Origin of the sequence: Metamycoplasma auris (assembly GCF_003253435.1) — a bacterium.
GTDB lineage: Bacteria > Bacillota_I > Bacilli_A > Mycoplasmatales > Metamycoplasmataceae > Metamycoplasma > Metamycoplasma auris.
On sequence record NZ_QKUB01000007.1, the window covers coordinates 1 to 24440 of the forward strand.

A 24440-nucleotide genomic window follows, 5' to 3' on the forward strand; every position below is an offset into this window, starting at 1 on the left:
AATTTATTTTCTCAGGCATATATGATTGATAATTCTTTAAGGCCAAAATGTTTGGCTACTTCTAAATATGTAAGTCCACTTTTTTGTTTATATTCGATAACTTTGAGTTTAAATTGTAAACTATACGAAGAATTATTTTTTCTGGTTTTTAATCCAGTTAATCCAAATCTTTTATATTTAATTATCCAACCATTTACTGTGTTTATATTAATCTTGTATTTCTTGGAAACTTCCGTTAAAGAAGACCCTAATAAGTAATCAAAAATAATTTCTTTCTTTAATTCATATGTATATTTTTGCATGAAAAAATCCTCCACTTTTTTGTCCGGTTTTTGGGGGACTGTGCATTTTTTGTTACTAATAATAAAATTGACATAAATAAGAAAAAAAGAATGAGATAAGAAAGGGAAATTATGAAAAGAAGTGTTAGATTTTTATTATTATTAGCTCCATTTACCACACTTACTACACCGATTTTAGCAGCATCATGTGATAAAAAAGAATCTCATCAAGAAAAAAATATCAAAGAAGATTTTAAAGAAAAGAAAGAATTTAAGGAACTAATTGAAAAAGAGGAAGCAAATCTTAAGGTTGATTCTAGAATAAGTAAAGAAACAAAAGAAAAAATTAATAGCCTAATTAAAGAATCAAAAGACAAACTAGAAAGACTAAAGACTCCTGAGGAATTTAAAAAAGCTATAGAAGAATTTAATAAACAAATTGAAGAACTAAAAAAAGATAAAACTGAAAATCAACCTAAGATTCCGAAAAAACCATCAAATGGTGAATCAAGTGGTCAAGGAGGAGGTAACACCAAACCAGAAGTAATTCCTCCAAAGAAACCTGAAGGTGACCAAATGAATCATGAAAACGGTAAGGAACCAAAAGAAGAAAAAGAACCAAAAAACGAAGAATCTACACCACCTTCAACCCCACCTACAACTCCACCTGCAACCCAACCAACACCTCCTTATGAAACTGTGCCAAGCGATGAACCCAATAAAGAAGATGAAGCGATTGATGAGAAAGAACTTAGTGAACTTGATGAGATTGCTAAGAATTTAAAAGATATTTTCAAATTTGGAGCCCCAAAAGAAGATTTTGAAGATATCAAAAAATTTAAGAAAGATAGTAATAAATACACCCTTTGATATGATAAAAATAAAAATAGTATATTGTTAGTTGAAGGTAAGAAATCTCCTTTTGATAAGGATTTTGATAAAGATGTTACTAACTTTGTATTATTTACATTACAAAATACACCTAAGATAAAAAATGAAATCCAACTAGTAAACGATAAGGAACCCATAATTAAAGTAAAAGAGGAAGAACACGAGCATCAAAAACTATCAAATCAATTAAATTTCACTATTGATAGTAACCAAAATGATGACAAGTTTGTTATTATTGTTAAATATAAAGTTGGTAAAGAACTTGGTAAAGAATCTCTTGAAGCATCAAAATTATCAAACGAATCAAAAGTAAAAATAGAATTGAAATAGATAGAAAAAGTATTCAATTTATAAATTTAATTAAATCAAAAATAAACTGCCAAAATTAATTTGAGTTGGTAGTTTATTTTTTAAAAAATTTATTTTAGTAAAGTAAATTGAAAAAAATAAATTTAAGTAGTTAAGTCAACAAATCAATTTAATATACCTTTTGTATATAATAAATAATGGATTAAAAAATTATATGGAGATAATAAAATAATGAGCAGTTTAAAAGAAGAATATTTAAAGAAAGCTGAAGATTTAAAATTAACAAATGAATTAAATCAAGATCAAAAAGATCTAATTAAATTAATTCTTGATAAATTTGATGATAACGATAAAAATCTACAGAATATTTACCAATTTTTAATTAAGAGAATTAAATTAGGATTTGTTTTTGATGTTGCACCTAGCGTAGATTCAAAACAAATAGCACTATTAAAAAAGGATGAAAAGTTATCTTTTGGAGATTTTATTGATCCTAACCAAAATTACTTAATCATCGGTGAAAACTATGATGCATTAAAGAATTTATTAGTTATTGAGAGAGAGAGAGAGAGAGAGAGCAAATTTCTTCTAAGTTTGATGTAATCTATATTGATCCTCCATATAATACTGAAAGCTCACTAAAAGATGGGAACAATTTAAGTGAAAAAGATGAAGTAAGTGCTTCGAAATTTGTTTATAGAGACAAATTTAGTCGAACCGGTTGACTAAATATGCTAAATGAAAGACTAATTATGGCTCGCCAACTTCTAAAAGAAGAGGGTGTAATTTTTGTTTCAATTGATGATAACGAGCAAGCATACTTGAAAGTACTAATGGATGAGATTTTTGGAGAAGAGAATTTTTTAAATATATTAGTCTGAATTTCAAATAAAAAGGGTAGACAAATCTCAAAATCACAATATTCAAAAATTTATGAATATATTCTTGTTTACGCAAAAGATATTAAAAAATTGGATGTAAATTTTAATAAATCTCGAGATGATCTAAATAAATTAATGCCAGAATTTTATAACAATGACGATGATGAAATTAAAGTAGATGAAAATGGTGAATTTTTATTACTAAATGAATTTCATAACACAAATATTAATGCTTTCAATATTGATACAAGAAGAAATTTATTTTATCCTATTTTTGTAAATGAACAAGAGATATCTACAGTGCCAGGCGAAGGTCTGATAAGAATATTACCTCCAAAAAATAAGGAGGGCACTCAGGCTGTTTGAAGATGGGAAAAGGATAAATTAGAGAAGGAAAAACATAACCTTTATGTTGAAAAGTTAGGTGACAAATTAAAAATATTAACAAAGAAAAGAGACATAACATTTAAAATAAAAGATGTTTTATTAAATTCAAATATGACAACGAGATCTGGAACTATAGAATTAGATAATGTAATTAAGGGCAGTCAATTTAAAACAGTCAAACCAACATCTCTTATCAAATTTTTAATTAATATTTCTAATAATAAAAATGCGCGAATTTTGGACTTCTATGCTGGTTCAGGTACAACAGGTCATGCAGTAATGGAATTAAACAGAGAAGATGGTGGAAATAGAAGTTATACACTAGTAACAAATAATGAAAATAACATTGGTATTGATGTTTGCTATGAAAGATTATATCGAATTAACAAAGGAATTTCAATCAATGGAGATTCTAATTTTGCTTGAATTAAAAAGAATGAACCATATCAATCGAATCTAAACGTTTTCAATCTTGAATATTTTGATACTTCAATCTTCAATGAATCAGATAGTAATGAAAAAATCAAAGATATTTTTATAAAAGAACTTATTGACTTTGGAATTAATAAAGAAAATATTGATAATCTTGAAATTCTAAGAGATCTAACATCTCTAAAACCAATTTCAAAGGAAAATAATGATGCATCTAACTAACGCACAAAGTAAGGCAGTCAATAAGATTCTTTCAAAATTTGATTCTGGTAACAAAAAAATTATTGATTTTCAAGCGCCGACTGGATCTGGAAAGACTTTCATGATCCTTAATGTCATTGATAAATTGATCACTGAGCATCCTGAACAAAAATTTGTCTTTGTAATTATGACTTTATCATCATCATCCTTACCAAAGCAAATGTATGAAAGCTTTATCGATTATAAAGAATATTTAGTTAATAAGGATCTTGAATTTGAATACATAACTCCACCATCATCAAAAGATAAAAGTCTAAAGAAAAAAGATCAACATCATCAAATCTTCGCAAAGAAAAATAAGATTTTCATTTTTGGGAATCAATCATTTGGTAAAAAAAGAAAATTTACTGAAGAAGGAATTATTGATTCATTTTTATCTCAGATTGAAAATGAAGAATTTAATTTAGTTTATATTCGTGATGAAGCTCACTTTGGTGGTGAAATTGAAAAGAAAAATAAGTACATTGATCTTGAATTAAATAAAGATATCAATAAATTATGATCAAAGACTAAAGATTTAAATGTACGTGCAGAAGTTTTACTTCAAAAATATGCACACTTTATTATTAAAATGACAGCAACTCCAAAAGGTCATAATGATCTTGTTATCTTAAGTGAAGCTGATTTGATTGAAGATGATATTCTTTTGATCAAGAAGACGGGAATATATAATCAAGGGTTAAATGAAATTAAAGAAGATACGATTACAAATAGACAAATTCTTGAAGTTGCATGTAAGAAATTTAAAAAAATTAAAGAAAGATATGCTGATGCAACAAAAGAAGAAACACTAATTAATATTAATCCGGCAATGTTAATTCAAGTGAACAATAAGGATAAATCTAACAAAGAAACATTTGATGCAAATATAAATGAAATTATTTCGGTTTTAAAAGAACATAATCTAAACTACGTTAAATATTTTGGTGAAGATGATTTTGAATCAAATATCAGACTTAGTTCACATTCACTAAATTCAATTTCAAAAAATAGTTCAGATGTTGATGTTATTATTTTTAAACTTGGTCCAGCAACCGGTTGAAATATTCCTAGAGCTTGTATGTTAGTGCAACTAAGAAATATTTCATCTTCTACACTAACTATTCAAACGCTTGGAAGAATCAAAAGAAACCCAAATCCTAATGCTATAGCAAAATGTAATTCAATCTCATTAAAATACTATTACTACTCTAATTTACCTGAATCAAATAAAAGTCATATTAATATTTTTCTAAGAGATCAATATAAAAAAGAAACTTTTAATGTTGGATATATTGACAAACAAGAAGTTAAAAGAAGAATTCAAAATGAGAATTATATTGATGAAGTGATTGAAAAACTAGATTTATCTTTTATTAGAGTCGAATTTGAAAGATATAAAAATGAATATCAAAAGAATGGATACATTTCAGTTTATACTGAAAAATTTGGGACTAAAAAAGTAGCTGTAACTAAAATAAGTAATAACATTGAACTTGAAATTTATAAAGAAAACTTTCTAAGAAAAAATAAAACTTATTTTCCGCCATTAGTAATTAGTGCAATTGAAAATTTTAAAAATAATGATTCTAAAAGATTGAATGATTTAAAAGTTGATGACTTCTCAATAAATCTTTTTTGATTAATTATTGAAAAAAATTACTTATTTGAAATTAAAAAATTATTTTATAAGCAAATAAATGACTTAGATAATTTGAAAGACAAAATATATAAAATTGAATCTAATTATTTGCTACCCGAAAGAGTTGAAATATTTATTGATGATTCAAAAAGAAACCCAATTAATCTTCCATATTTAGACTATGCTTATAAAAGTAAAAGTTACTTAAATAATATTGAAACTAATGGTGAAAAAAATGAGCAATACTTTGATTCAAACACTGAAAACAAGTTTGTTGATTTAATAAAATATTACGTTCGTACTAAAAAAAATGAATATAATATCAAAGTATGAACTAAAAACCCTGTCTTTCATGGTGTTTTTGTTGAATATTTCAATCATGATAATGAAATATCTAAAGCATATCCTGATTTTATTTTTAGAATTATTGATAAAAATGACGTAGATAACTATCATGATTTCTATATTGAAATAAAAAGTAGTGACGATATTGATCCGAAAAAAACAGAAAAAATCATTGAATCTTATAAAAATTATCTAAATATCAAGGAAAACAATTTAATTGATGATCAATATCCAAAAATGACATTACTACTTTTAGAAATTAATTCTAATAGTACACATGAGATCTCCTATCATGGTTCAAGCTTTATTAATAAAATTAATAGTGAACTTAATCAAAACAATAAAAATGATACTATTGAAAAACTTGTTGAATTCTTTAAACTATCAATTTCCAAAGATTAGAATATCTAAAACATCAAACTAATTTGTTTGATTGTTTTTTTCTTCTTAATTTAAGAGATATTTATTAAAAAATAGGAATAAAATTAAATTGTAGAAACTACAAAAAAGATTAAAGAAAAGATTAAAAAAAGATAAATAAGGATAGATAAATAATATAAAGATTTAATATGAAAAAGACTACTAAGTTTTTATTAGCTTTAGGAAGCATTGTTTCTTTAACAACTCTACCATTAATTGCTGCAAAATGTGGCGGTACTAAGGAAGAAAGTAAATCCGAAACCACTACAACAAATGAAGAAGTAACCGTTGATACCATTGCAAAAAATCTAAAAGATATTTTAGTTGTAACAAGTGATGTTAAAACAAAAGATGGATTGGATAAACTTAAAAAAGATAGTTCAAAGTACACCCTTTGATATGATAGAAAAATCGAAAGAATTGTTATGGTAGAAGGTACAAACCCTCCATTTGGTAAGAAATTTGATGGTGAAAAATGAGGAATTTTTGATTTAAATGACAAAGGAAGCACTATTAAATCACCTTATCAATTAGTTAATGCTAAAGAACCTATTTTTAAAGGTACTTCATTATCAACAAGATTAGATTTCACATTAGATGCAAAGAAAGAAACTATAACAATTGAATACAAGGTTGGTAAATTCTTAGGTAAGGATAACGATCCTGATGTATCTAAAGAATCAAACAAATCAACTATATCAATAAAATAAGATAATTTAATTAATATTTATAAAATGAATGATTAATAAATAAACTACTTGCAATTTTGAAATCAAGTAGTTTATTTATTTGTCTATAAAATTAACTAGATCAGACTAGCATTTATCTTAAGTTAATTAAAAAAATTAGATACATTAAAATATGTATCTAACTCACTTTTTAAGTAATCTTTTCTTATAAAAGTTTTAATTTCAAAACTATTTTTATCTACAGTTTTTTCTTATCTAAACTACAAATCGCCTTTTTCATACAAAATCTTTTTAATATCATTAATAAATTGTTTTGAAAAAATTCCTTGTTTATTTTTTCTTTGAATTTCAAGACTATCTAATTCGTTATAGATTTTATAAATAAGTTTTAAAGGATACTTAAAATCAACGATTGATTTTTTAAAATCATGTCAGTCAACAACATTGAAATCATCTTCACCATAACATTTAATATCTAAATCAAAATCAATGTACTTAATAATTTCATTTTCAATGAAAAAAGGACTTGCAAGATTGACATAGATATTGTTTTGATTATTATGATTTAGTGTTATCATTGCATTATAAAAATGCTTTTTTGAAAAGACAAAGAGCATTGGAGTTGAGACAATCCAGTTAATATTTATTTCTTGTACTTTAGTTTTCATTAATAGAACAACAACGAAATCATCTCAATTGGCAATAATTTTGCAACCCTCATATTGTCGATAGAGTTTGCCATCATATTTAAAAGCTTGAATTGACGTCATTTGCCCAAGTTGATAGAATTCTTGTTTTTTATTTGTTTTAAATTGTTGTAATGTGTCATGAAAACTCTTATTATTTTTATTAGAATTCATGTGCCACCATATTAGAAATTTTTTAAGGATTACATTTATATAAAAAATTAAATATATATTTAATTAATTATCAATTCAATTATAAACAATATAGATGAGTTTTTAAAAAATGATTTTTTATTCTTAATTAAGTCTTAGGATACAATTAATATTTATGAGATTAAGACATAATAAAGATGCAAATAAAATCCTTGATGACTCAATATTTTGTATCAAAGATTTTCCATATCAATTATCCAATAGTATAGTAATTGAGATTGGGATGGGCAAAGGTACAATGCTTTCAGAATTAGCATCATTGCATCCTGAGACTGAATATATAGGAATAGAAAAATATTCAACGCCAGCACTTTCTGCGTTAAGAAAAATTGAATCTAAAAATTTAAGTAATATGAAGATTTTAATTGGAGATGCTGCGAAATTAGATCAATATTTCTTGGGAAAAGTTGATTTAATTTGACTTACATTTAGTGACCCTTGACCAAAAAAACGCCATTATAAAAGACGTTTAGTGTATAAAAGTTTCTTGGAACAATATAAAAAAATCCTATCTAAAGATGGAATTATATATTTTAAGAGCGATAATCAACAACTTTATGAGTTTGGGATTGAGCAGATAAAAGAATTTGGTGCAAAAATAATTTATCAAACAAGAGATTTACATCATTGCAATTTTGAAATTGAAAACATACTAACTGACTACGAAAAGAAATTTAAGGAACAAAATAAAAATATTTATTTTATTGCTTTTAAATTTTAGATAAGGTATTGGGATTAACAATACCTTTTTTAAATTTTATTTTTTGATATAATATATTACTATGTAATATATTAGGAGTTTAATATGTTGTTAGATGATGAAAAAGACCTTGAAGAAGAAAAAAAACAAGAAGACTCTCAATCCCTTGATGATTATTATGTAGCTGATGATGAAATAAAGCGGGTTTTTTTAGACGAGAATAAAGAAAATTTAGATGAGGAAGAAGACGAAGAAGAATATATTCCGCAAAATAAGGATGATTATGTTGTTCAAAGTCAGATTCTTGATAATGAAAAAGATGGACTTAGACCTGCTGATTTAGCTACCGTAATGAAGAGTTCATTTTTAGAATATGCAATGAGTGTTATTGTTTCTAGAGCTCTTCCAGATGCAAGAGATGGATTAAAACCAGTACACCGTAGAATTCTTTATGGGATGAGTGAACTTGGAATGTTTCATAATGTTCAACATAAAAAATCAGCACGGATCGTCGGTGATGTTTTAGGTAAATACCACCCACATGGTGATAGTTCGGTTTATGAAGCAATGGTTAGAATGGCGCAAGATTTTTCATTACGTTATCCTTTAATTGATGGTCATGGTAACTTTGGTTCAATTGATGGTGATTCAGCTGCTGCAATGCGTTACACTGAGGCTAGAATGTCCAAAATTGCGAGCGCAATGGTTGATGGGATTAAAAAGAATACTGTTGATTTTGTTGATAACTATGATGGAAGTGAAAAAGAACCTACAGTGCTTCCTTCAAGATTTCCTAATTTATTAGTCTCAGGGTCATATGGGATAGCAGTTGGAATGGCAACAAGTATCCCCCCACATAATCTTGGTGAAGTTATCGATGGAGTTTGCGCATTAGCAAAAAATCCAAACATTACAATTGCAGAATTAATGGAATATATTAAAGCTCCTGATTTTCCAACAGGCGGAATCATTTTTGATAAAGAAGGTCTTATTAGAGCCTATGAAACGGGAGTTGGTCGTGTAACAATTCGCTCGAAAGCAACAATTCAAGAATTAAAAAATGGAAAATCTAAAATCATAATTACTGAAATTCCATACGGAAAAAATAAGTCAGTTCTAATTGAAAGTATTGGCAATCTAATTAAGGATAAAAAACTTGAGGGAATTTCTGATTTTCGAGATGAATCAAATCGTGATGGAATAAGAATTGTAATTGAAGTGCGAAAGAACTTCGTTCCAGAGGTTATTCTTAACAAATTGTTTAAATTAAGTGAGTTTCAAACACGTTTTTCATTTAATATGGTTGCCTTGGTTAACAATGAACCACAGAAATTAAATCTTAAGAGCGCACTTGAAGTTTACTTAAATCATCAAATTGATGTGGTTTCAAGAAGATTAAAATTTGATTTGGATAAAGATTTAGCACGTGCACACATTTTAGAAGGTCTAAAAATCTGTGTAGAAAATATAGATGAAGTAATAGCAATTATTAGAAACTCTAAAAATGATGCAGAAGCACAAAATATTCTCGCTCAAAAATTTAATTTAACTGAAATTCAAACAAAAGCAATTGTTGATATGCGTCTAGGTAGATTAACAGGATTAGCAATTGAAAAGATGAATGAAGAACTTGAATTAGTACATCAAAGAATTGAAGAATATCAAAGAATACTAGCAAATAAAGATCTTTTAATTGAATTAATTATCAAAGAACTACAAGAAATTAAACAAATATATGGTGATGAAAGAAAATCAGAAATTAATTGACAAGAAATTTCTGATATCAATAATGAAGATTTAATTCCAAAAAAAGATGTCGTAATTACGATTACAAGAAATGGTTATCTAAAGCGAATGGATATTGATGAATATAAAGAACAATCACGTGGTGGTATTGGTGTTTCAACAACAAAAATGTACCAAGATGATGATATTCAAGATATTTTGGCAGCTAATACACATACAGACTTATTAATTCTTACTACAAAAGCAAGAGTATATAGATTAAGAGGATATGAAATCCCAATTGGAACTAAACAGTCTAAAGGGATTCCGGTAATCAATATCATTGGAACTTTAGGAGCAGATGAAAAAATTATTAAAATTCTAAGTGTTGATGATAATGATTATGAAAAACAAAAGTTTTTATTAACAGCAACTAAAAATGGAATTATTAAAAAAACACATCTAATTCATTACAAATTAATCAATAAAAATGGTAAATATGCATTTGGATTAAAAGAAAATGATGAGTTAGTGGATGCAATTGTTGCTAGCGATGATGAAGAAATTTATCTTGGTGCAAGTAATAATAAAATCTGCCGTTTTGATATTAAGGACATTAACCCAATGGGAAGAATGGCGGCTGGAGTTATTGGAATTAAATTAGAACCAAATGAAAAAGTAGTTTCAATTTCAAGTTCATCTGAAGGTAAATATATTTTTAGCCTTGGTACAAACGGATTTGGTAAATTGAGTTTAGCTGAATCATTTAGAAAAACAAAAAGAAATTCTAAGGGTGTAATTGCACTAAATGAAGATAAAGCTGGCGAACTTATTTATTCAGGAGCTGTTGAGGGCAATGAAGATATAATTGTCATGACCGATGATGGCATTAGCATAAGATTCTCATTAAAAGAAGTAAGCATTATCGGAAGAAATGCAAAAGGTGTTAAATTAGTAAATCTTAAGAAAAGAAATGCAAGTATAGTCGCAGTTGCTAAGGTACATAATCAAACAAAAAACGAAGACACTAGAGAATTAACTAATAAAGAATTAGAAGAAATCAACTCAAATTAGAATTTAGAAATAAATAGCGAAAATGAATTAATTGAAATTTAATTAATCTAAAAATTACAATTAACAATAAAACAAAAACTTATTTATCGCAAGATTGATAAATAAGTTTTTTTAATTTAATTAGCATAAAAAAACACGTTTTTAAGTTCGTGCTTTTTTAAAAAAAATGATTGCTTTTTTTATTTAATATGTAGCTATTTTTCTAGATTGATAAAGAACCTTATTTCTAACTATACTGATTACTGGATAAATATGATAGATAATAATTGTATAGATTGGAATTTCAAGCAATCCTTTAAAAACAATTGGGATCATAAATCTTACATATCATTCAGAAACCTTTCAGTTAGCTGCTCTGAAACGATTACGATAGGTAATATAAGCATATGGACCTCATAGTCATCTTACTAATACTAAAATAATAAATACAGTAATTAGAATATTAAAGAATAAGAATGCAGAATATTTTCTTTTAATTTGCATTGTTTTTGAATAAATCAATAATAAAGTTATAGTTATAATTCAAATTGCACTAAATCCAAAAGCAGAAATTCCTGCAACAATTGAAACTGGAATTTTATTTTTTAGTGATTTAGCTCCTTCATTAACGGGAAGTTTATTGTAATTATCAATTAAAATTCCAATGAATATTCCTGTAACAATAAGTAAAAATAAAATTCCAAAAAACCATGTGCTATTTTGATTCTTAGAAAAAGTATTCATTAGAAGACCAGTCAATAGAGCAATGACAACTGGAACAATGGCATATTCAAGCATTCAGGTTCCAATTCCTTGAAGCAAAATATTTTCTAGTGTATTACTAATAAAACCAAGTAGTGCACCCTTTCACGGACCTAATGTCAGACCAAAAATAACAACAAGTGCATACGTTGGAGTGATTCTAAAAACCCCTTTAAAAACATACTTTTGAAGTGATGCAGCAATCATGTATAATGCAAGTAACACCCCAAATAAAGCAATCTCATAAATTGTTAATCGGTATGTTTTTGTTTTGATATTCCGATTAACATTATTAACAAAACCTATAAAGAATTCAATTACCTTCTTTTTTTAAAAATTTAACTTTTATATTTTATTACTTTTTAATTACTAGTTAATTAATAATTCAGAAATTGTTTTTACCATTGCAAACATTGGTTTTTCATTGATATCAGCTGTTCCTGCAATATCAAAATGAATATATTCAACGTCATTGGTAAACTCTTTTAGAAACATAGCAGCTGATGATGAACCAGCATTACCACTAAAGTCTGTATTTTTTAGATCAGCAACGATTGAACCTTTGATATATTCAGCGAAATCATTATCAAATGGCATTCTTCAAACTAATTCATGTTGAGCATCAGCGGCTTTCTTAACATCTTCTCAACCTTTATTAGTTGTTGATCAAACACCAGTATATGTTTCACCTAGTGCCATAATCATTGCACCAGTCAATGTAGCAACATCGATTAATCTTGTAGCATTAAGTTTGGTTGCAGCATATCATAATCCATCAGCCATAACTAAACGTCCTTCAGCATCAGTATTATTAACTTCAACACTTTTACCACTCATTGAGATTCAAACAGAATCAGGTGTTGAAGCATCACCATTTACTCTGTTATCAGTTATGCACATAATTGCTGCAATATTTTTCTTTGGTTTGAATTCTGCTACACATTTCATGACAGCAGCAACGATAGCTGCTCCACTCATGTCATATTTCATCCCATTCATATTACGTCCGGTCTTAATGTTGTAACCACCGGAATCAAAAGTTATACCTTTTCCAACTAGAGCAGTTTTTTCATTTGAATCTAAATCGCCATTATATTCAATAACTACAACTCTAGGTTCATAAACTGAACCACGATTTACTGACAATAATAATCCCATGCCAAGTTTTTCAATTTCTTTTTTATCTAGAATTGTAATTTTTAGATTTTCATATTTAGATAATTCCTTAAGTGCTATTGAAGCTAGTACTTCTGAGTTTAATTCATTTGGAGGAGTAACACCTAAATTTCTAGCTCAATTTTGAGCATCCATTAAAATAACTGCTTTTTTAACTGTTTCTAGAAGCATCATTGGTGGGTTTTCAAATAGTAGTGAAATATTATTCTTGTTTTCTTTTTTATAAACTGTTTTTTTATTGTAAATATCTGCTGCAACAAAATTAATTCCTTTTATGAAAGCATCAGTTGTATTAAATTCACATATTTTTTGATCAGACTTAAAAGTTAGAAGATCAACTTGATAATCTCTTGCTGCATTTTTTGCCAAATGCATAGCAAAATCATACATTTTATCAAAGTCAATTTTGTCTCTTTCACCCATGTAAACATATGAAATTTTGTCATTCAAGAAATCAGTAATTGCAAATTCGTTCTCAACAACATTAGTAGGAATTTTATCGCCTTTATAAACAGCTTTTAGTAAAAAAGCATCATTACGTTTTGTATCTAATTCTTTAATTAATTGCATTTTTTAAGAATCCTTTCTTTTTTAATCTAAATGTTATTTTTTGTTAACTAATTCAACTAACGTTGAAACTAAAACTCCAAATCCCATTCCGTTTCCATCTGATGTTCCTGCAATGTCACAATGAATAAAATCAACATTATTTGTAAATTCATTTAAGAACATTGCTGCTGAATTTGAATCTGCTTTTGCTGCGCTATTATAGTTACATAAATCTGCGACTAATGATGCTTTATTTGTTTTATTAAAGTCCTTATGCATTGGTAATCTTCATACCTTTTCATGAGCTATATCTGCAGCATTTTTGAATGCTTCTCATCTTTCATCCTTGGTTGCATAGATACCAGAAAAAGTCTTACCAAGTGCTCTAATCATTGCACCTGTTAATGTTGCAACATCAACAATCAATGATGCTTTTAATATTTTTGAAGCATAGTAAATTCCATCAGCTAATACCAAACGACCTTCAGCATCTGTATCAGTAATTTCTACACTTTTTCCACTCATTGAGATAACAACAGATTCAGGAACTGTTCCATGTGTATCAATCGCATTGTCAGTTAACATCATAACTGCTGCAACGTTTGCTTTTATTTTTAATTGAGCAATTGCTTTGACTGCATAGGCAACAATTGCTGAACCACTCATATCGAATTTCATGCCTTCCATATGGTAGCCTTTAGTGTTATATCCTCCGGTATCAAATGTAATACCCTTACCAACATAAACAGTCTTTTCTTTTGATCTCTTATTCCCATTGTATTCAATAACTACAACTCTTGGCTCATAAGATGAACCTGAATTGACAGCAAGTAATAATCCCATGCCAAGTTTAGTAATTTCTTCTTTATTTAGAACCTTTATGCTTAAGTCCTTGATATTAGCAAAATCTTTTTCAATGTAATTTGAAATTCATTCACTGGTTGCGATATTTGGTGGAGTAATTTGAAGATTACGAGCACCTGAAACATTTTTAGAAATGATTAAAAGTTTTTTAACAAAATCTTTATAGTTTTCATCTTCTAAAAATAAGGATAATTTAATCTTATCTTTTTCTTCATCTTTATCCTTCTTTTTTGCTGAATATAATTTAGCATCAAAGAATACCATTCTTGTAATAAATGCTCTTAATACTTCTTCTTTACTTAAAAATGGCAGTGCTGAAAATGACTCTATATCAATTTGGTAATTTCTTCTTTTTAGATTAATTATGTAGTCAACAATTTTTAGAAATCCATAATAGTCATTAACTTCTTTGGATAAATAAATGTAAGCAACATTTTCATCAAATTTTTCTGTAATGTGTTTATGTGTTTTTGCAATGCAAGAACAAAATGATTGTCCTTCATATGCTACTCTTAATAACATATCTTCATTACGTTTTGTATTGTAATTTGAAATCATTAAAACCCTTTCTTTATATATTTAATTTATTCAATTAATTAATAGTAAAAAATACTACTTTAATAGTATTTATAAATTATAAACTTTAAGAAATAATAAGATATAAATTAGTGTTTTATCTATACTTATTAACTTGTGCTTCAATTGATAGGTTTCTTTTTTAGTTCAATTAATTTCTGATTAATTTTCTTAAATACATTTGATTTAAAAAAACCTTTTTTGCAGGATAGTGGAGAAGGATGAGCAGTAGCAAAAATTAAATCAGATCTAATCTTTAGTTTTTTAATGAAATTTTGTGCTTGTTTGCCCATCACCAAGAACAAAATTTCATTATTTAAAGATAGTAATTGATTTAAAAGATTAGTATTAAATATTTCTCAACCCATATTTTTATGTGCTAGAGACTGATTTTCTTTAGTTGTAAGAATGTAGTTAAGAAGCAGAATTCCTTGTTCTTTTCAAGAGTTTAAATTATTTGATAAAAAGATTGCATCCGAATAACTATTTCTAATTTCAATAAAAATATTTTTTAATGATTGAGGTGTTTTTTTATTATTACTTGAAAAACAAAGACCATCTGCATTATTTTTATTTGGATATGGATCTTGACCGATTATAATTAATTTTAAGTCATTGAAATTAAGGTTTTTAAAGCATGCAAAAACTAAGTCTTTATTAGGAACTAAATCTTGCGAATTCAATAGTTTTTCAATCTTTTTTCAATAAGGTAATTTTGTTTGACTATGTAAAAATGAATCAAAATTAAATTTCATGGAGTATCTTTTTTTTGCCTTCAAATTGATATTCAATTAAATATAAGAATCCATCTAAAAAAGCAATTTTTAAAGGAGATTTGATTTTGTTTTTTGTTGCCCGATAGATTTTTAATCTCTTATTATTATGCATAATAAAAGCCCCAGGTTGGTCATTAAATGCTCTTATTTTATTAAGTGCTTCATTTGTTGTCATTTGATTAAATAATTGGGCATCTTCATTTTTTATTTTAGGTGCAAAAGTGACTAAATTTTCATCTTGAATTCTTCTTATGTAATTACCATTGTATATATCAACTATTCAATCACCGATTAGTTCCGATGTTTTATTTGCTAACTTATCAAAAACCTCCAGAGCGCTGTCATCTTTTTTTATTTCAATTTGAAATTCTTTTAAGATATCGCCTGCATCCATTTTATCAATCATTTCAATTAATGAGATTCCTGTTTTATTGTCATCATTTAATAGAGCGTGTTGAATCGGAGCGGCTCCACGATATTTTTCTAGAATGCTTCCGTGAACATTTAGGGGTAATATTTTTGGTAATTTTAGAATGCTATTTGGAATTAATTGTCCAAATGCGGCAGTTATAAAAAAATCAAATTCCATTGCTGCCAATTGCTCATAAATTTCTTTTGTTCTATTAGGCTGAAATAATTTAATATTAAACTCATTTGCAAGTGAAGCTACAGGGGTTAAAATTACATTCTTATTACGATCTAATTCTTTGTTTGGTTGACTTATGAAAGCAACTACTTCAAACCTTGAATCTTTAATTAAGGATATAAAAATTTTTCTTGAAAAATTTCCTGTTCCAGCTAAAACTAATCTTATTTTTTTCATAAAAAAAATTATAAGACAAATTAAAAAAAGCTAGTTTATACTAGCTTAATAATTAATAGTCATTGATTGAATAATAGTATTTATTTGTTTTGTCATCAAGATTAATTTTAAATCATTGATATCTAAAATTACTATTTAAAAAATTAGTTCTAAATGTTGTTGTTTTTCTTTTATTTTCTAAGGAATATTTATAGAAATTTTTACCTAAATTGTTATGGAAATTATCATTTAATAATGAAAATACTTCATTTTTTTCATTATTATTAAATTCTTTGTCGCCATTTCAATCAATTCAAAGTTTAACATCAAATTCTTTGTCTTTGAATTTATTTAGTATTTCATTTTTATTGACATTCTTTGTGAAATATGAAATATATTCGTATTCTTCATTGTTTGGATAGATTCATTTTTCATTATGGTAATTTTGTTTATTAAAGTCCTTATTATGATAACCATAGATTGAATTTCATTTCTTTTTAGTAAGGAAATTATATGATTGAAAATCAAAATTAACTTCTAAGAAATTCTTATTGTTATTTTTTTCAACTAAAAGTAGTTTGGGATTCAATTTATTGAGTTCTTCAATAAATTCATCCTTATCAAATCTAAAATTAATACCTAAATCATTTAAATTATGATCTTTCTTTGTAAGAAAATCTTTTTTAATTTGGAAATATCCACCGAAGTTTAGTTCTTTGTTATCCTTAAATAAATTGTTACCTTCATTTGCAAAACTGATTAATTCCCTATATCCCATTAAATCAATATAAGATTTGAATAATCCTCTTTGGAATTGATCACCAACATCACTAAAAGGTTTATTAATTAATCTTGGATCATCATATTTATGATTTGAAATAAAATCTTCAATTTGATCCTTAAATACTCAATTAGGTGCAAATGTTATTAATTTATTATTTCTAGATAAACTAATATTTTTTAAAATATCAACGCCAGCTGCACTAAAAATTAAATCTTTTTGATTATCCTTAACGAAATAAAAATAATTATTAAATGCATTTTGAGGCTTATAAAATCAATAATTTGGTCCCAAAGATAATTTAATTAATTCTCTTGGAATTAATTCAACAAATGAGTATAAATATCTTAATTGTTTAAGATTAGTTGGGTTAGCAAAAGAAATTGGAACATCCTTATTATTATTGAAGAAATATCTATTTGAATTAAGTAATTCATATTTTTCTTTTTCTTCTTTACTTAGATTGCTATAGTTTGCTAGTCTAAATAAATCATTGGCACTAAATTCTTTATAAATTGGAATCTCATTTTCTTTATGATAAAAGTCTCTTTGATTTCTTAAATAAAAGTTTCTTTCACCATCATTTTTAGGGTCACGATAATTTAAATTTGTCCTAAAGGATTTTAGAAAATGTTTATTATTAGTTTCAACCTTAAAAGATACATCACTTCCGAAACCATGATTATGTGGATCAGAATAACTAACTAAAGAATCATCAGCTAATTCATCCTTTGGTTTAAGAGTTTTGTTATATGTATTATCAATATGATGAGTATACTCATGCATTATTGTTCCAAAAATATATTCAACTCTTTTAGCAATAATAAATTTTTTAAAATTTGGATCTCTATAACCTTCTAGAGATTGAATATTATTTTGCAAAATACTTTTAATTGGAATAAAGATTTCTTGTGTTGCTGGCAGATAGATTCCATTAGCATTTAGATCTAAATCTCCATTAAAAGTATCATTAATTCTAATCGCCTTAAGATAATTAATTTCAGGGCCATATAATGCTCTTTCTTTGAACATGGTATTTAGTAATGACATTCCTAATTCACCAAGAAAGTATTCATTTTTATTATCTTTGGTTCGATATGGTTTTTCAATAATCGTTAGGTTCCCAATCTTATATGAGTGATCCTTACCTTCCTTACGATTGAATATAAGTTCATTCTTATTGCTCTTTTCAATTACAATGTGGGAATTGTAATTTGAATCGTCAATTTTAGCATAAGTTGTTCTTAAATGTTTATAAGACAAAAAAGCAACTACCCCAATAATGCCAAAGGAAAAAATTGCCAATAAGAAAGAAAATCAAAATAATTTAGATCGATGAGATTTTTTTTCCTTCATAAAACAATTTCCTCCTTTTATATTAGATATGAAGATAATATTTTAATGCTAAATCTAGAAATTTAATTTATTAAATTAATAAAAATTTAACTATGTGTACTTTATTATTTATTTTAGTACTTTGTAAAACTTTAAAATAAAGTTTTTATTCTTGTTTATATAATTTAATGTATGTTAAGAATTATTGCTGGTAAATATCGTTCAAGAATCCTTAAAACACCATCCAAAAATACGACTAGACCAACAATTGATCGGGCAAGAGAAGCAATCTTTTCCTCAATTCAATTTGATATTGAAAACAAAGTATTTTTAGACTTATTTGCAGGTTCAGGTTCATTTTGTCTAGAAGCATTATCACGGGGTGCAAAAAAAGGAATATGTGTTGAAAAAGACCTTGAAGCATACAAAGTCATTGAAGAAAATAAAAGAAATTTAAAAGAATCAAATCTTGAAGTATATAACACGGATGCGCTTACATTTCTAAAAAGAAATTTTGCTCTTACTTTTGATTTTGTTTACTTAGATCCTCCCTTTATAAAAAAAGATTTGCTTATTGAATGTGTGGATATAATCACAAATAATTCGATGCTTAATTTCGATGGAAAAATAATTATTGAGACAGATTGAAAAGATTTTAATTATTCAAATAATGATTTTATTATTTCAAAAGTTAAAAAATATGGCAAAATTTTTATATATTTTATAGAAAAAAAATTCTAAATCTTTTCATATTTCTAATAATTTAATAAATTTAGTGCTTTAATTGTTATACACAAAAAAAGGAGGAAGCAATATGAGCAAAAAAATTATCATATTTTCAGGTCCAAGTGCAGTTGGAAAAGGAACAATTGAAAAATCTTTATTTGCTAATAAAGATTTGAAATTAAAGTTATCAGTTTCAGCAACAACAAGAGAAAAAAGAGATGGTGAAATTGATGGAGTGCATTATTATTTTGTTCCATTTGATATTTTTGAGACCTTTATCAAAGAAGAAAAATTCTTAGAATACTCAAAACACTTTGATAATTACTATGGTACTTTAAAATCTGAAATTCAAAATATTGCTACATTTAGAAAAATTCCTTTTATCGAGATTGAAACAAATGGTGCAAAACAAATCATTGACCTATATAAAAAAGAAAATCGTGAAGATGAAATTTGTTCAATCTTTCTAATGCCCCCTTCTCTAGCTGAACTTCGTCGTCGTATGAAAGAACGTAACACTGAATCAGAAAACTCTGTGTTTAAAAGATTGGATAAAGCAAAAGAAGAAATTGAGTTATCTTATATGTTTGAACATGTTATTGTTAATTATTCAATCGATGATACAGTTGCACAGATTGAAAAGATTATTAAAGAAAACTTTGATCATATAATCAATGACCAAAAGGAAATTAAAGCAGAAAGAAAAGCTTAATATTTTAGTTAATTTCTTATTGAACATCAATTATTGATGTTCATTTTATTTTTATATAATTTAAATAAATAAATTTTTGTTTGCTATTTGAATATTAAAAATACGGGAATTTTAAGATGTTAAATGAATTAATTGAATATGAAAATATAAATAAGAATTTTAAAGATTTTTCTTTAATTTCAAGTAATCAAAAAACAGCAATTTATTCATGTATCTATAAAAAAACAAACAAAAAAGTGGTGCTTAAGGTTTTAAAAAAATCAAATGTTGATAATAAAGAAAAAAACAGATTTAAAAATGAATGCAATTTACTTAAGAAAATTAATTCAGAAAATGTAATAAGAATGATTGGGTATTTTTTTAAAGATGATGAACTATACTATGCAATGGAATTTTTTGAATTTGGTACATTAAGAGACTTAATTAAAAAACAAAGACTTAGTTTTCTAGACATTGTTGGAATTGCAATCAAAATTTGCATCGGTCTTAGGGATATTCATAATTTAAATATCATTCATCGTGATTTAAAACCAAGCAATATCTTAGTCGATCTGAATAAGTCAATTCTTAAAATCATTGATTTTGGAATCTCAATCAATGAAGTTGATTATAAGGTTGAAAACTCAAATAAAGTTATCGGCTCAATTCATTATCTTGCGCCTGAATTAATTTTGCAATCATCTAGAATTACTAAACAAGTTGATATTTATGCTTTTGGAATTATTTTGTTTGAAATGATATGTGGACATCCTCCTTTTTATTCCAATGATTATAAAGAAATAATGCTAAATCAAATTAATAAAAATATTCCTAAACTTTCAAATTTGGATAACAAATTACTCAATCAATTACAAAATATAATTGATAAATGCACTAAAAAAAATCCACTTGAAAGATATAACGATTGCAATGAAATAATAAGTGACTTAAAGGCTTGTCTTGTTGATTAAAATCGTTGATATGAAATTTTTATAAGCAACATAATGAATATAACAACTATAATAATTAATAACAAGTAATAAAGAATTTTAGAAGGATAAAAAATATGAAAAATGGAAAAATAATTAAATCAATTGCAGGGTTTTTTGACATCCGCTCTTTTGATGATAAGAAAGTTTATCGAGTTAGAGGAGGAGGAAAACTTAGATTGCTTGACATTAAACCAATTGTTGGTGATAATGTTGAATTTGAAGAAGAAGGATTAATTCATCATATTTATGGGAGAAAAAACTTTTTTATTCGTCCTAAAATTGCAAATGTTGACCAAGCTATTGTTGTAATGTCATTAGTTGAACCTGAATTTAGTGCGCAATTAGTTGATAAATTTCTTATTATTATCGAAAGCAAAAATGTTGAACCAATCATTGTTTTAACTAAAAAAGATTTAACTTCAACTTCTAAAATCAATTTTTATATTGAGCAAGGATACAAAGTCTTTGAAATTAACTATGAAAAGAATACTGGATTTGATGGCCTTAGAGATATATTTGAAAATAAAACGAGTTTCTTTGTTGGGCAAACTGGTGTTGGGAAAACAACTCTAATTAATTACTTAGCAAAAACTAATTTTGAAACACAAGCAATTTCAAAGGCACTAAATCGTGGTAAACATACAACTAGAGAAGTAAGTTTAATTGAATTTAATGGCGGTGAAATGATTGATACTCCAGGTTTTTCTTCAATTGAATTTGATTTAACGGTGGATGAAATGCCAACAGCATTTAAGGCATTTAGAGAAGCATCGCCACATTGTAAATATCGAAGCTGTAAACATTACTTAGAACCCGAAGATGATTGTGAAGTAAAAAAACGCCTTAAGGCAGGCATCATTAAACAAGAAAGATATGAAAACTATATTAGTTTCTTAAGACGTATGCTTGAACCTTCATATTAAAAATAAATAATAAATTAAGGAGATAAAAGATGCAATATAAAATAAGTCCTTCAATTCTAGATGTACAACCTGATCAAATGATTTCTTATGTTAATACATTAATTGATTGGGGAGTAAGTAATGTTCATTATGATGTTATGGATAATGAATTTGTTCCTAATAAAGCCTTAGAATTAGAAAAAATTAAAGAGATTGCGAATAAATGTAAAAAACACACAATGGATATTCATTTAATGGTATCTGACGTAATGAAGTACTATATGATGTACAAGAATGTGGGAGATATTCTTACTTTTCATTATGAAGCATTTAAAAGCAAAGAAGAGTTTTTTGAATTAATTGATCAAGCAAAAAAAGATCATATAAAGATTGGTTTAGCAATTAATCCTGATACTGATATAAATAGTATTTTTCCATATCTTAAATATCTAGAATTAGTCTTGGTTATGAGTGTATTTCCTGGTTTGGGTGGACAAGTCTTTATTGAAGGTACTCTTGAAAGAGTTAAGATTTTAAAAGATTATGTTCTAAAAAATAATTTAGATTTAATTATTCAGATTGATGGGGGAATTAAGGCTCATAATATCAAGTCATGCTATGATGCAGGAATTACTTTGGCAGTTGTTGGGTCTTATTTGGTAAAGAATTTTTCTAAAAAAGAAATAGACCGTCTAACTAACTGAGATAAAAAAAATTGATAAAAAAATGAAGTTTCTTTTATTTGTATAGATACTTCATTTTTTTATTGTAGTTTATTTTTTAAGTGTTATGAGATCTTAAAGGTTGCAGTAACGTAGGTATGATCACTTAGAACTCCACCTTTTCAGATTGATTTAGTATCCTTGATTTCAACACCATGTTTCTTAAATAAATCACTAAATTCTTTACCCTTAACTACTTTATAAAGATCGAATACTTCTTTATTTACTAGTTCGAAATCAGATTTATAGAAAATTTTATCGTAAGGGTTGGTGTAGTTTTCACCTTTTCTTCCTAAAGATGATCTATGTCTATGAGCATCATCAAATACTGATTCATATCCACTATCTCCACCGTGTTTCTTTAGTCAATCAAATGCTAATTTTTCTTTGCCTAGAATAATATTTGTATCCCCACCAAAGAAAATGTTTTCTCCATCATCACTTAGATTTTCAAATTCTTTTAGAACATTTTCTAATTGTTTTGCTTCACGGTATTCGAATGTTCCAAGTCCATCCTTGATTATTTCACCTTTTTTAGCACCAGGTCCATCAAAGTGGTTAAATACAAATGTTAATTTCTTTTCTGGTTTTGGTTTGTATTTAAATTGGACACCATATGGAGGTCTTGCATATTCTGCGTTATCTTCTCCTAAAAAGTCTGTGAACAATTCTTTATAGCTATATCCTTTTTTACCATTTTTAAATTCAATTGGTTCAAATTTCTTGTTATTATAAATGATTGCAACAGCTTCAGCACTTCCTGCATTAAATGTGCTTCCAGCTTCTTTTTTAGAAGCAATGTATGAATACATATTTGAATGACTTAGTTTATTCATCTCGTCAACTATTTTTTTAACCCCTTCTGGGTTTTTAACTTCAGTTAGACCAAGAATATCAAACTTTTCTTTTTCACTTAAAATAGCAATACGTTTTGTTTTATCCTTTTGTTTTTTATCATCACCAGTAAAGTTTAGGATGTTTCAGTGTCCTAATTTAAATAAGCCACTTCCTAATGATGGACTTTCTGGAATTTCAGGTTCAGGAGCAGGTTCTGGTTCGGGATCACTTGGTTCAGTAGGATTTGTTGGAGATAAGTCACCATCATCATTTGGTGGAGTTACTTCTTCATCATCCCCATCAATTTCTTCTTCATCTCCTTCTTCCTCTCCATCTTTAGTAAATGTATATTCAATGTTAATTATTGATTTATTTGCTTTATCTGATACTAAAGGTTCACCATTAAATACAAATTTTCCAACCTTATAACTAACTTCTAGATCAAAAGTTATTGTCGTTGTAGATAAATATGGATCGGTATATTCATCCTTATTTAGAATTTTATAATCTAACATTGCAGATAGATTTGTATATTTACCACGTTTATAAATTGGGTTGTTAGCATTTACTAATTGACGTTCGCCATCAGGGTTATTAACTAATTTTTTGTATGCCTCTTTAGTAAGTTTTATGAATTCATATCTAGGACCAGAGTAACTATCACCTAAAGGAATAGTTCCCTTTTTAGCGACTAAGATATTTCTAGTAGTTCTGTCATATCAAAGGTCATGATTACCATCTAGAATTCAATGAATCATCTTTTTGTAATCTCTATTACCTTGATTTTTTAATAGAATATTACCAAGACCTAGAGCAATTTCAGATTCTTTGTCACCAATTTTTGGAATAAGTGGTTCTGCAGCTGATCTAGAAGGATTTTCATCTGAATCTGAAGAAGTTGATTTTGGCTTTTCTTTTGCGGCTTGAGAACTTCATAATGCCATTAAATCACCTGTAGTTTCAGCAGATATTGCTTCATTTAACTTAGGTTTATTAGCTTCTCAGTTTTCTTTTAGAATCTTATTCTTTGCTCTTTCTAAATCTTCTTCAGTTCA

General features: G+C 26.7%; 21 protein-coding genes. 12 read left to right on the plus strand and 9 right to left on the minus strand.

Annotated features, from left to right (window positions below; all coding sequences use genetic code 4):
* Positions 1–302 (minus strand): IS630 transposase-related protein (locus BCF89_RS02485; protein WP_146236475.1); only part of this gene is annotated, 302 nt, incomplete at its 3' end.
* A 111-nt stretch (positions 303–413) separates the two neighbouring features.
* Between BCF89_RS02485 and BCF89_RS02490 the strand changes: the two genes are divergently transcribed.
* The 5 genes from BCF89_RS02490 to BCF89_RS08335 all read left to right on the plus strand — a co-directional run bounded on the left by BCF89_RS02490 (position 414) and on the right by BCF89_RS08335 (position 6538).
* On the plus strand, positions 414–1502 hold the full coding sequence (locus BCF89_RS02490) for a hypothetical protein (RefSeq protein WP_111518689.1): 1089 nt from the start codon (positions 414–416) through the stop codon (positions 1500–1502).
* A 210-nt stretch (positions 1503–1712) separates the two neighbouring features.
* Positions 1713–2084 carry a hypothetical protein gene (locus BCF89_RS06095; RefSeq protein ID WP_241856778.1) on the plus strand — a complete coding sequence of 124 codons (372 nt, stop codon included), beginning with the start codon at positions 1713–1715 and terminating at the stop codon, positions 2082–2084.
* 53 nt (positions 2085–2137) lie between these two features.
* Complete coding sequence (locus tag BCF89_RS08325) at positions 2138–3403, plus strand: site-specific DNA-methyltransferase (RefSeq protein ID WP_277870055.1); 1266 nt, start codon at positions 2138–2140, stop codon at positions 3401–3403.
* Entirely contained in the window at positions 3390–5810 is a 2421-nt protein-coding gene (locus tag BCF89_RS08330) for a DEAD/DEAH box helicase family protein (protein ID WP_111518691.1), read from the plus strand. Before BCF89_RS08325 ends, BCF89_RS08330 begins: the two co-directional genes overlap by 14 nt.
* 167 nt (positions 5811–5977) lie before the next feature.
* On the plus strand, positions 5978–6538 hold the full coding sequence (locus BCF89_RS08335) for a variable surface lipoprotein (protein WP_111518693.1): 561 nt from the start codon (positions 5978–5980) through the stop codon (positions 6536–6538).
* 239 nt (positions 6539–6777) lie between these two features.
* Here BCF89_RS08335 and BCF89_RS08340 read toward each other — a convergent pair whose 3' ends face one another.
* Positions 6778–7377 carry a DUF402 domain-containing protein gene (locus BCF89_RS08340; RefSeq protein ID WP_111518695.1) on the minus strand — a complete coding sequence of 200 codons (600 nt, stop codon included), beginning with the start codon at positions 7375–7377 and terminating at the stop codon, positions 6778–6780.
* A 154-nt stretch (positions 7378–7531) separates the two neighbouring features.
* Between BCF89_RS08340 and trmB the strand changes: the two genes are divergently transcribed.
* Both trmB and gyrA read left to right on the plus strand, forming a co-directional pair.
* Positions 7532–8137 carry a tRNA (guanosine(46)-N7)-methyltransferase TrmB gene (gene trmB, locus BCF89_RS02515; RefSeq protein WP_111518697.1) on the plus strand — a complete coding sequence of 202 codons (606 nt, stop codon included), beginning with the start codon at positions 7532–7534 and terminating at the stop codon, positions 8135–8137.
* A gap of 84 nt (positions 8138–8221) precedes the next feature.
* Positions 8222–10915, plus strand: coding sequence for a DNA gyrase subunit A (gene gyrA, locus BCF89_RS08345; protein ID WP_111518699.1), 2694 nt, complete (start codon positions 8222–8224; stop codon positions 10913–10915).
* Positions 10916–11098: 183 nt separating this feature from the next.
* Here gyrA and BCF89_RS08350 read toward each other — a convergent pair whose 3' ends face one another.
* From BCF89_RS08350 to BCF89_RS08375, 6 genes are all read right to left on the minus strand, one after another.
* Positions 11099–11881, minus strand: a complete 783-nt coding sequence (locus BCF89_RS08350; protein ID WP_111518701.1) for an ECF transporter S component — start codon at positions 11879–11881, stop codon at positions 11099–11101.
* A gap of 144 nt (positions 11882–12025) precedes the next feature.
* Positions 12026–13402 carry a M17 family metallopeptidase gene (locus tag BCF89_RS08355; RefSeq protein ID WP_111518703.1) on the minus strand — a complete coding sequence of 459 codons (1377 nt, stop codon included), beginning with the start codon at positions 13400–13402 and terminating at the stop codon, positions 12026–12028.
* A 33-nt stretch (positions 13403–13435) separates the two neighbouring features.
* Positions 13436–14803, minus strand: coding sequence for a M17 family metallopeptidase (locus BCF89_RS08360; RefSeq protein ID WP_111518705.1), 1368 nt, complete (start codon positions 14801–14803; stop codon positions 13436–13438).
* 128 nt (positions 14804–14931) lie between these two features.
* Positions 14932–15576: a uracil-DNA glycosylase gene (locus tag BCF89_RS08365; protein WP_111518707.1), complete on the minus strand. Its 645-nt coding sequence runs from the start codon at positions 15574–15576 to the stop codon at positions 14932–14934.
* Positions 15566–16420, minus strand: a complete 855-nt coding sequence (locus BCF89_RS08370) for a methionyl-tRNA formyltransferase (protein WP_111518709.1) — start codon at positions 16418–16420, stop codon at positions 15566–15568. Before BCF89_RS08370 ends, BCF89_RS08365 begins: the two co-directional genes overlap by 11 nt.
* A gap of 52 nt (positions 16421–16472) precedes the next feature.
* Positions 16473–18536 carry an MYPU_1760 family metalloprotease gene (locus BCF89_RS08375; protein WP_111518711.1) on the minus strand — a complete coding sequence of 688 codons (2064 nt, stop codon included), beginning with the start codon at positions 18534–18536 and terminating at the stop codon, positions 16473–16475.
* Positions 18537–18707: 171 nt separating this feature from the next.
* Between BCF89_RS08375 and rsmD the strand changes: the two genes are divergently transcribed.
* From rsmD to BCF89_RS02575, 5 genes are all read left to right on the plus strand, one after another.
* Positions 18708–19256 (plus strand): 16S rRNA (guanine(966)-N(2))-methyltransferase RsmD, encoded by a 549-nt coding sequence (gene rsmD, locus BCF89_RS02555; RefSeq protein ID WP_111518713.1) that lies wholly within the window; start codon positions 18708–18710, stop codon positions 19254–19256.
* Positions 19257–19329: 73 nt separating this feature from the next.
* Positions 19330–19953: a guanylate kinase gene (gmk, locus tag BCF89_RS02560; protein ID WP_111518715.1), complete on the plus strand. Its 624-nt coding sequence runs from the start codon at positions 19330–19332 to the stop codon at positions 19951–19953.
* Between the two features lie 116 nt (positions 19954–20069).
* Complete coding sequence (locus BCF89_RS02565) at positions 20070–20903, plus strand: serine/threonine-protein kinase (RefSeq protein ID WP_111518717.1); 834 nt, start codon at positions 20070–20072, stop codon at positions 20901–20903.
* A gap of 95 nt (positions 20904–20998) precedes the next feature.
* Positions 20999–21847, plus strand: a complete 849-nt coding sequence (gene rsgA, locus BCF89_RS02570; RefSeq protein ID WP_111518719.1) for a ribosome small subunit-dependent GTPase A — start codon at positions 20999–21001, stop codon at positions 21845–21847.
* A 29-nt stretch (positions 21848–21876) separates the two neighbouring features.
* Entirely contained in the window at positions 21877–22548 is a 672-nt protein-coding gene (locus BCF89_RS02575) for a ribulose-phosphate 3-epimerase (protein WP_111518720.1), read from the plus strand.
* A 65-nt stretch (positions 22549–22613) separates the two neighbouring features.
* Here the strand turns inward: BCF89_RS02575 and BCF89_RS08380 are convergent.
* Positions 22614–24440 (minus strand): endonuclease/exonuclease/phosphatase family protein (locus BCF89_RS08380; RefSeq protein ID WP_111518721.1); only part of this gene is annotated, 1827 nt, incomplete at its 5' end.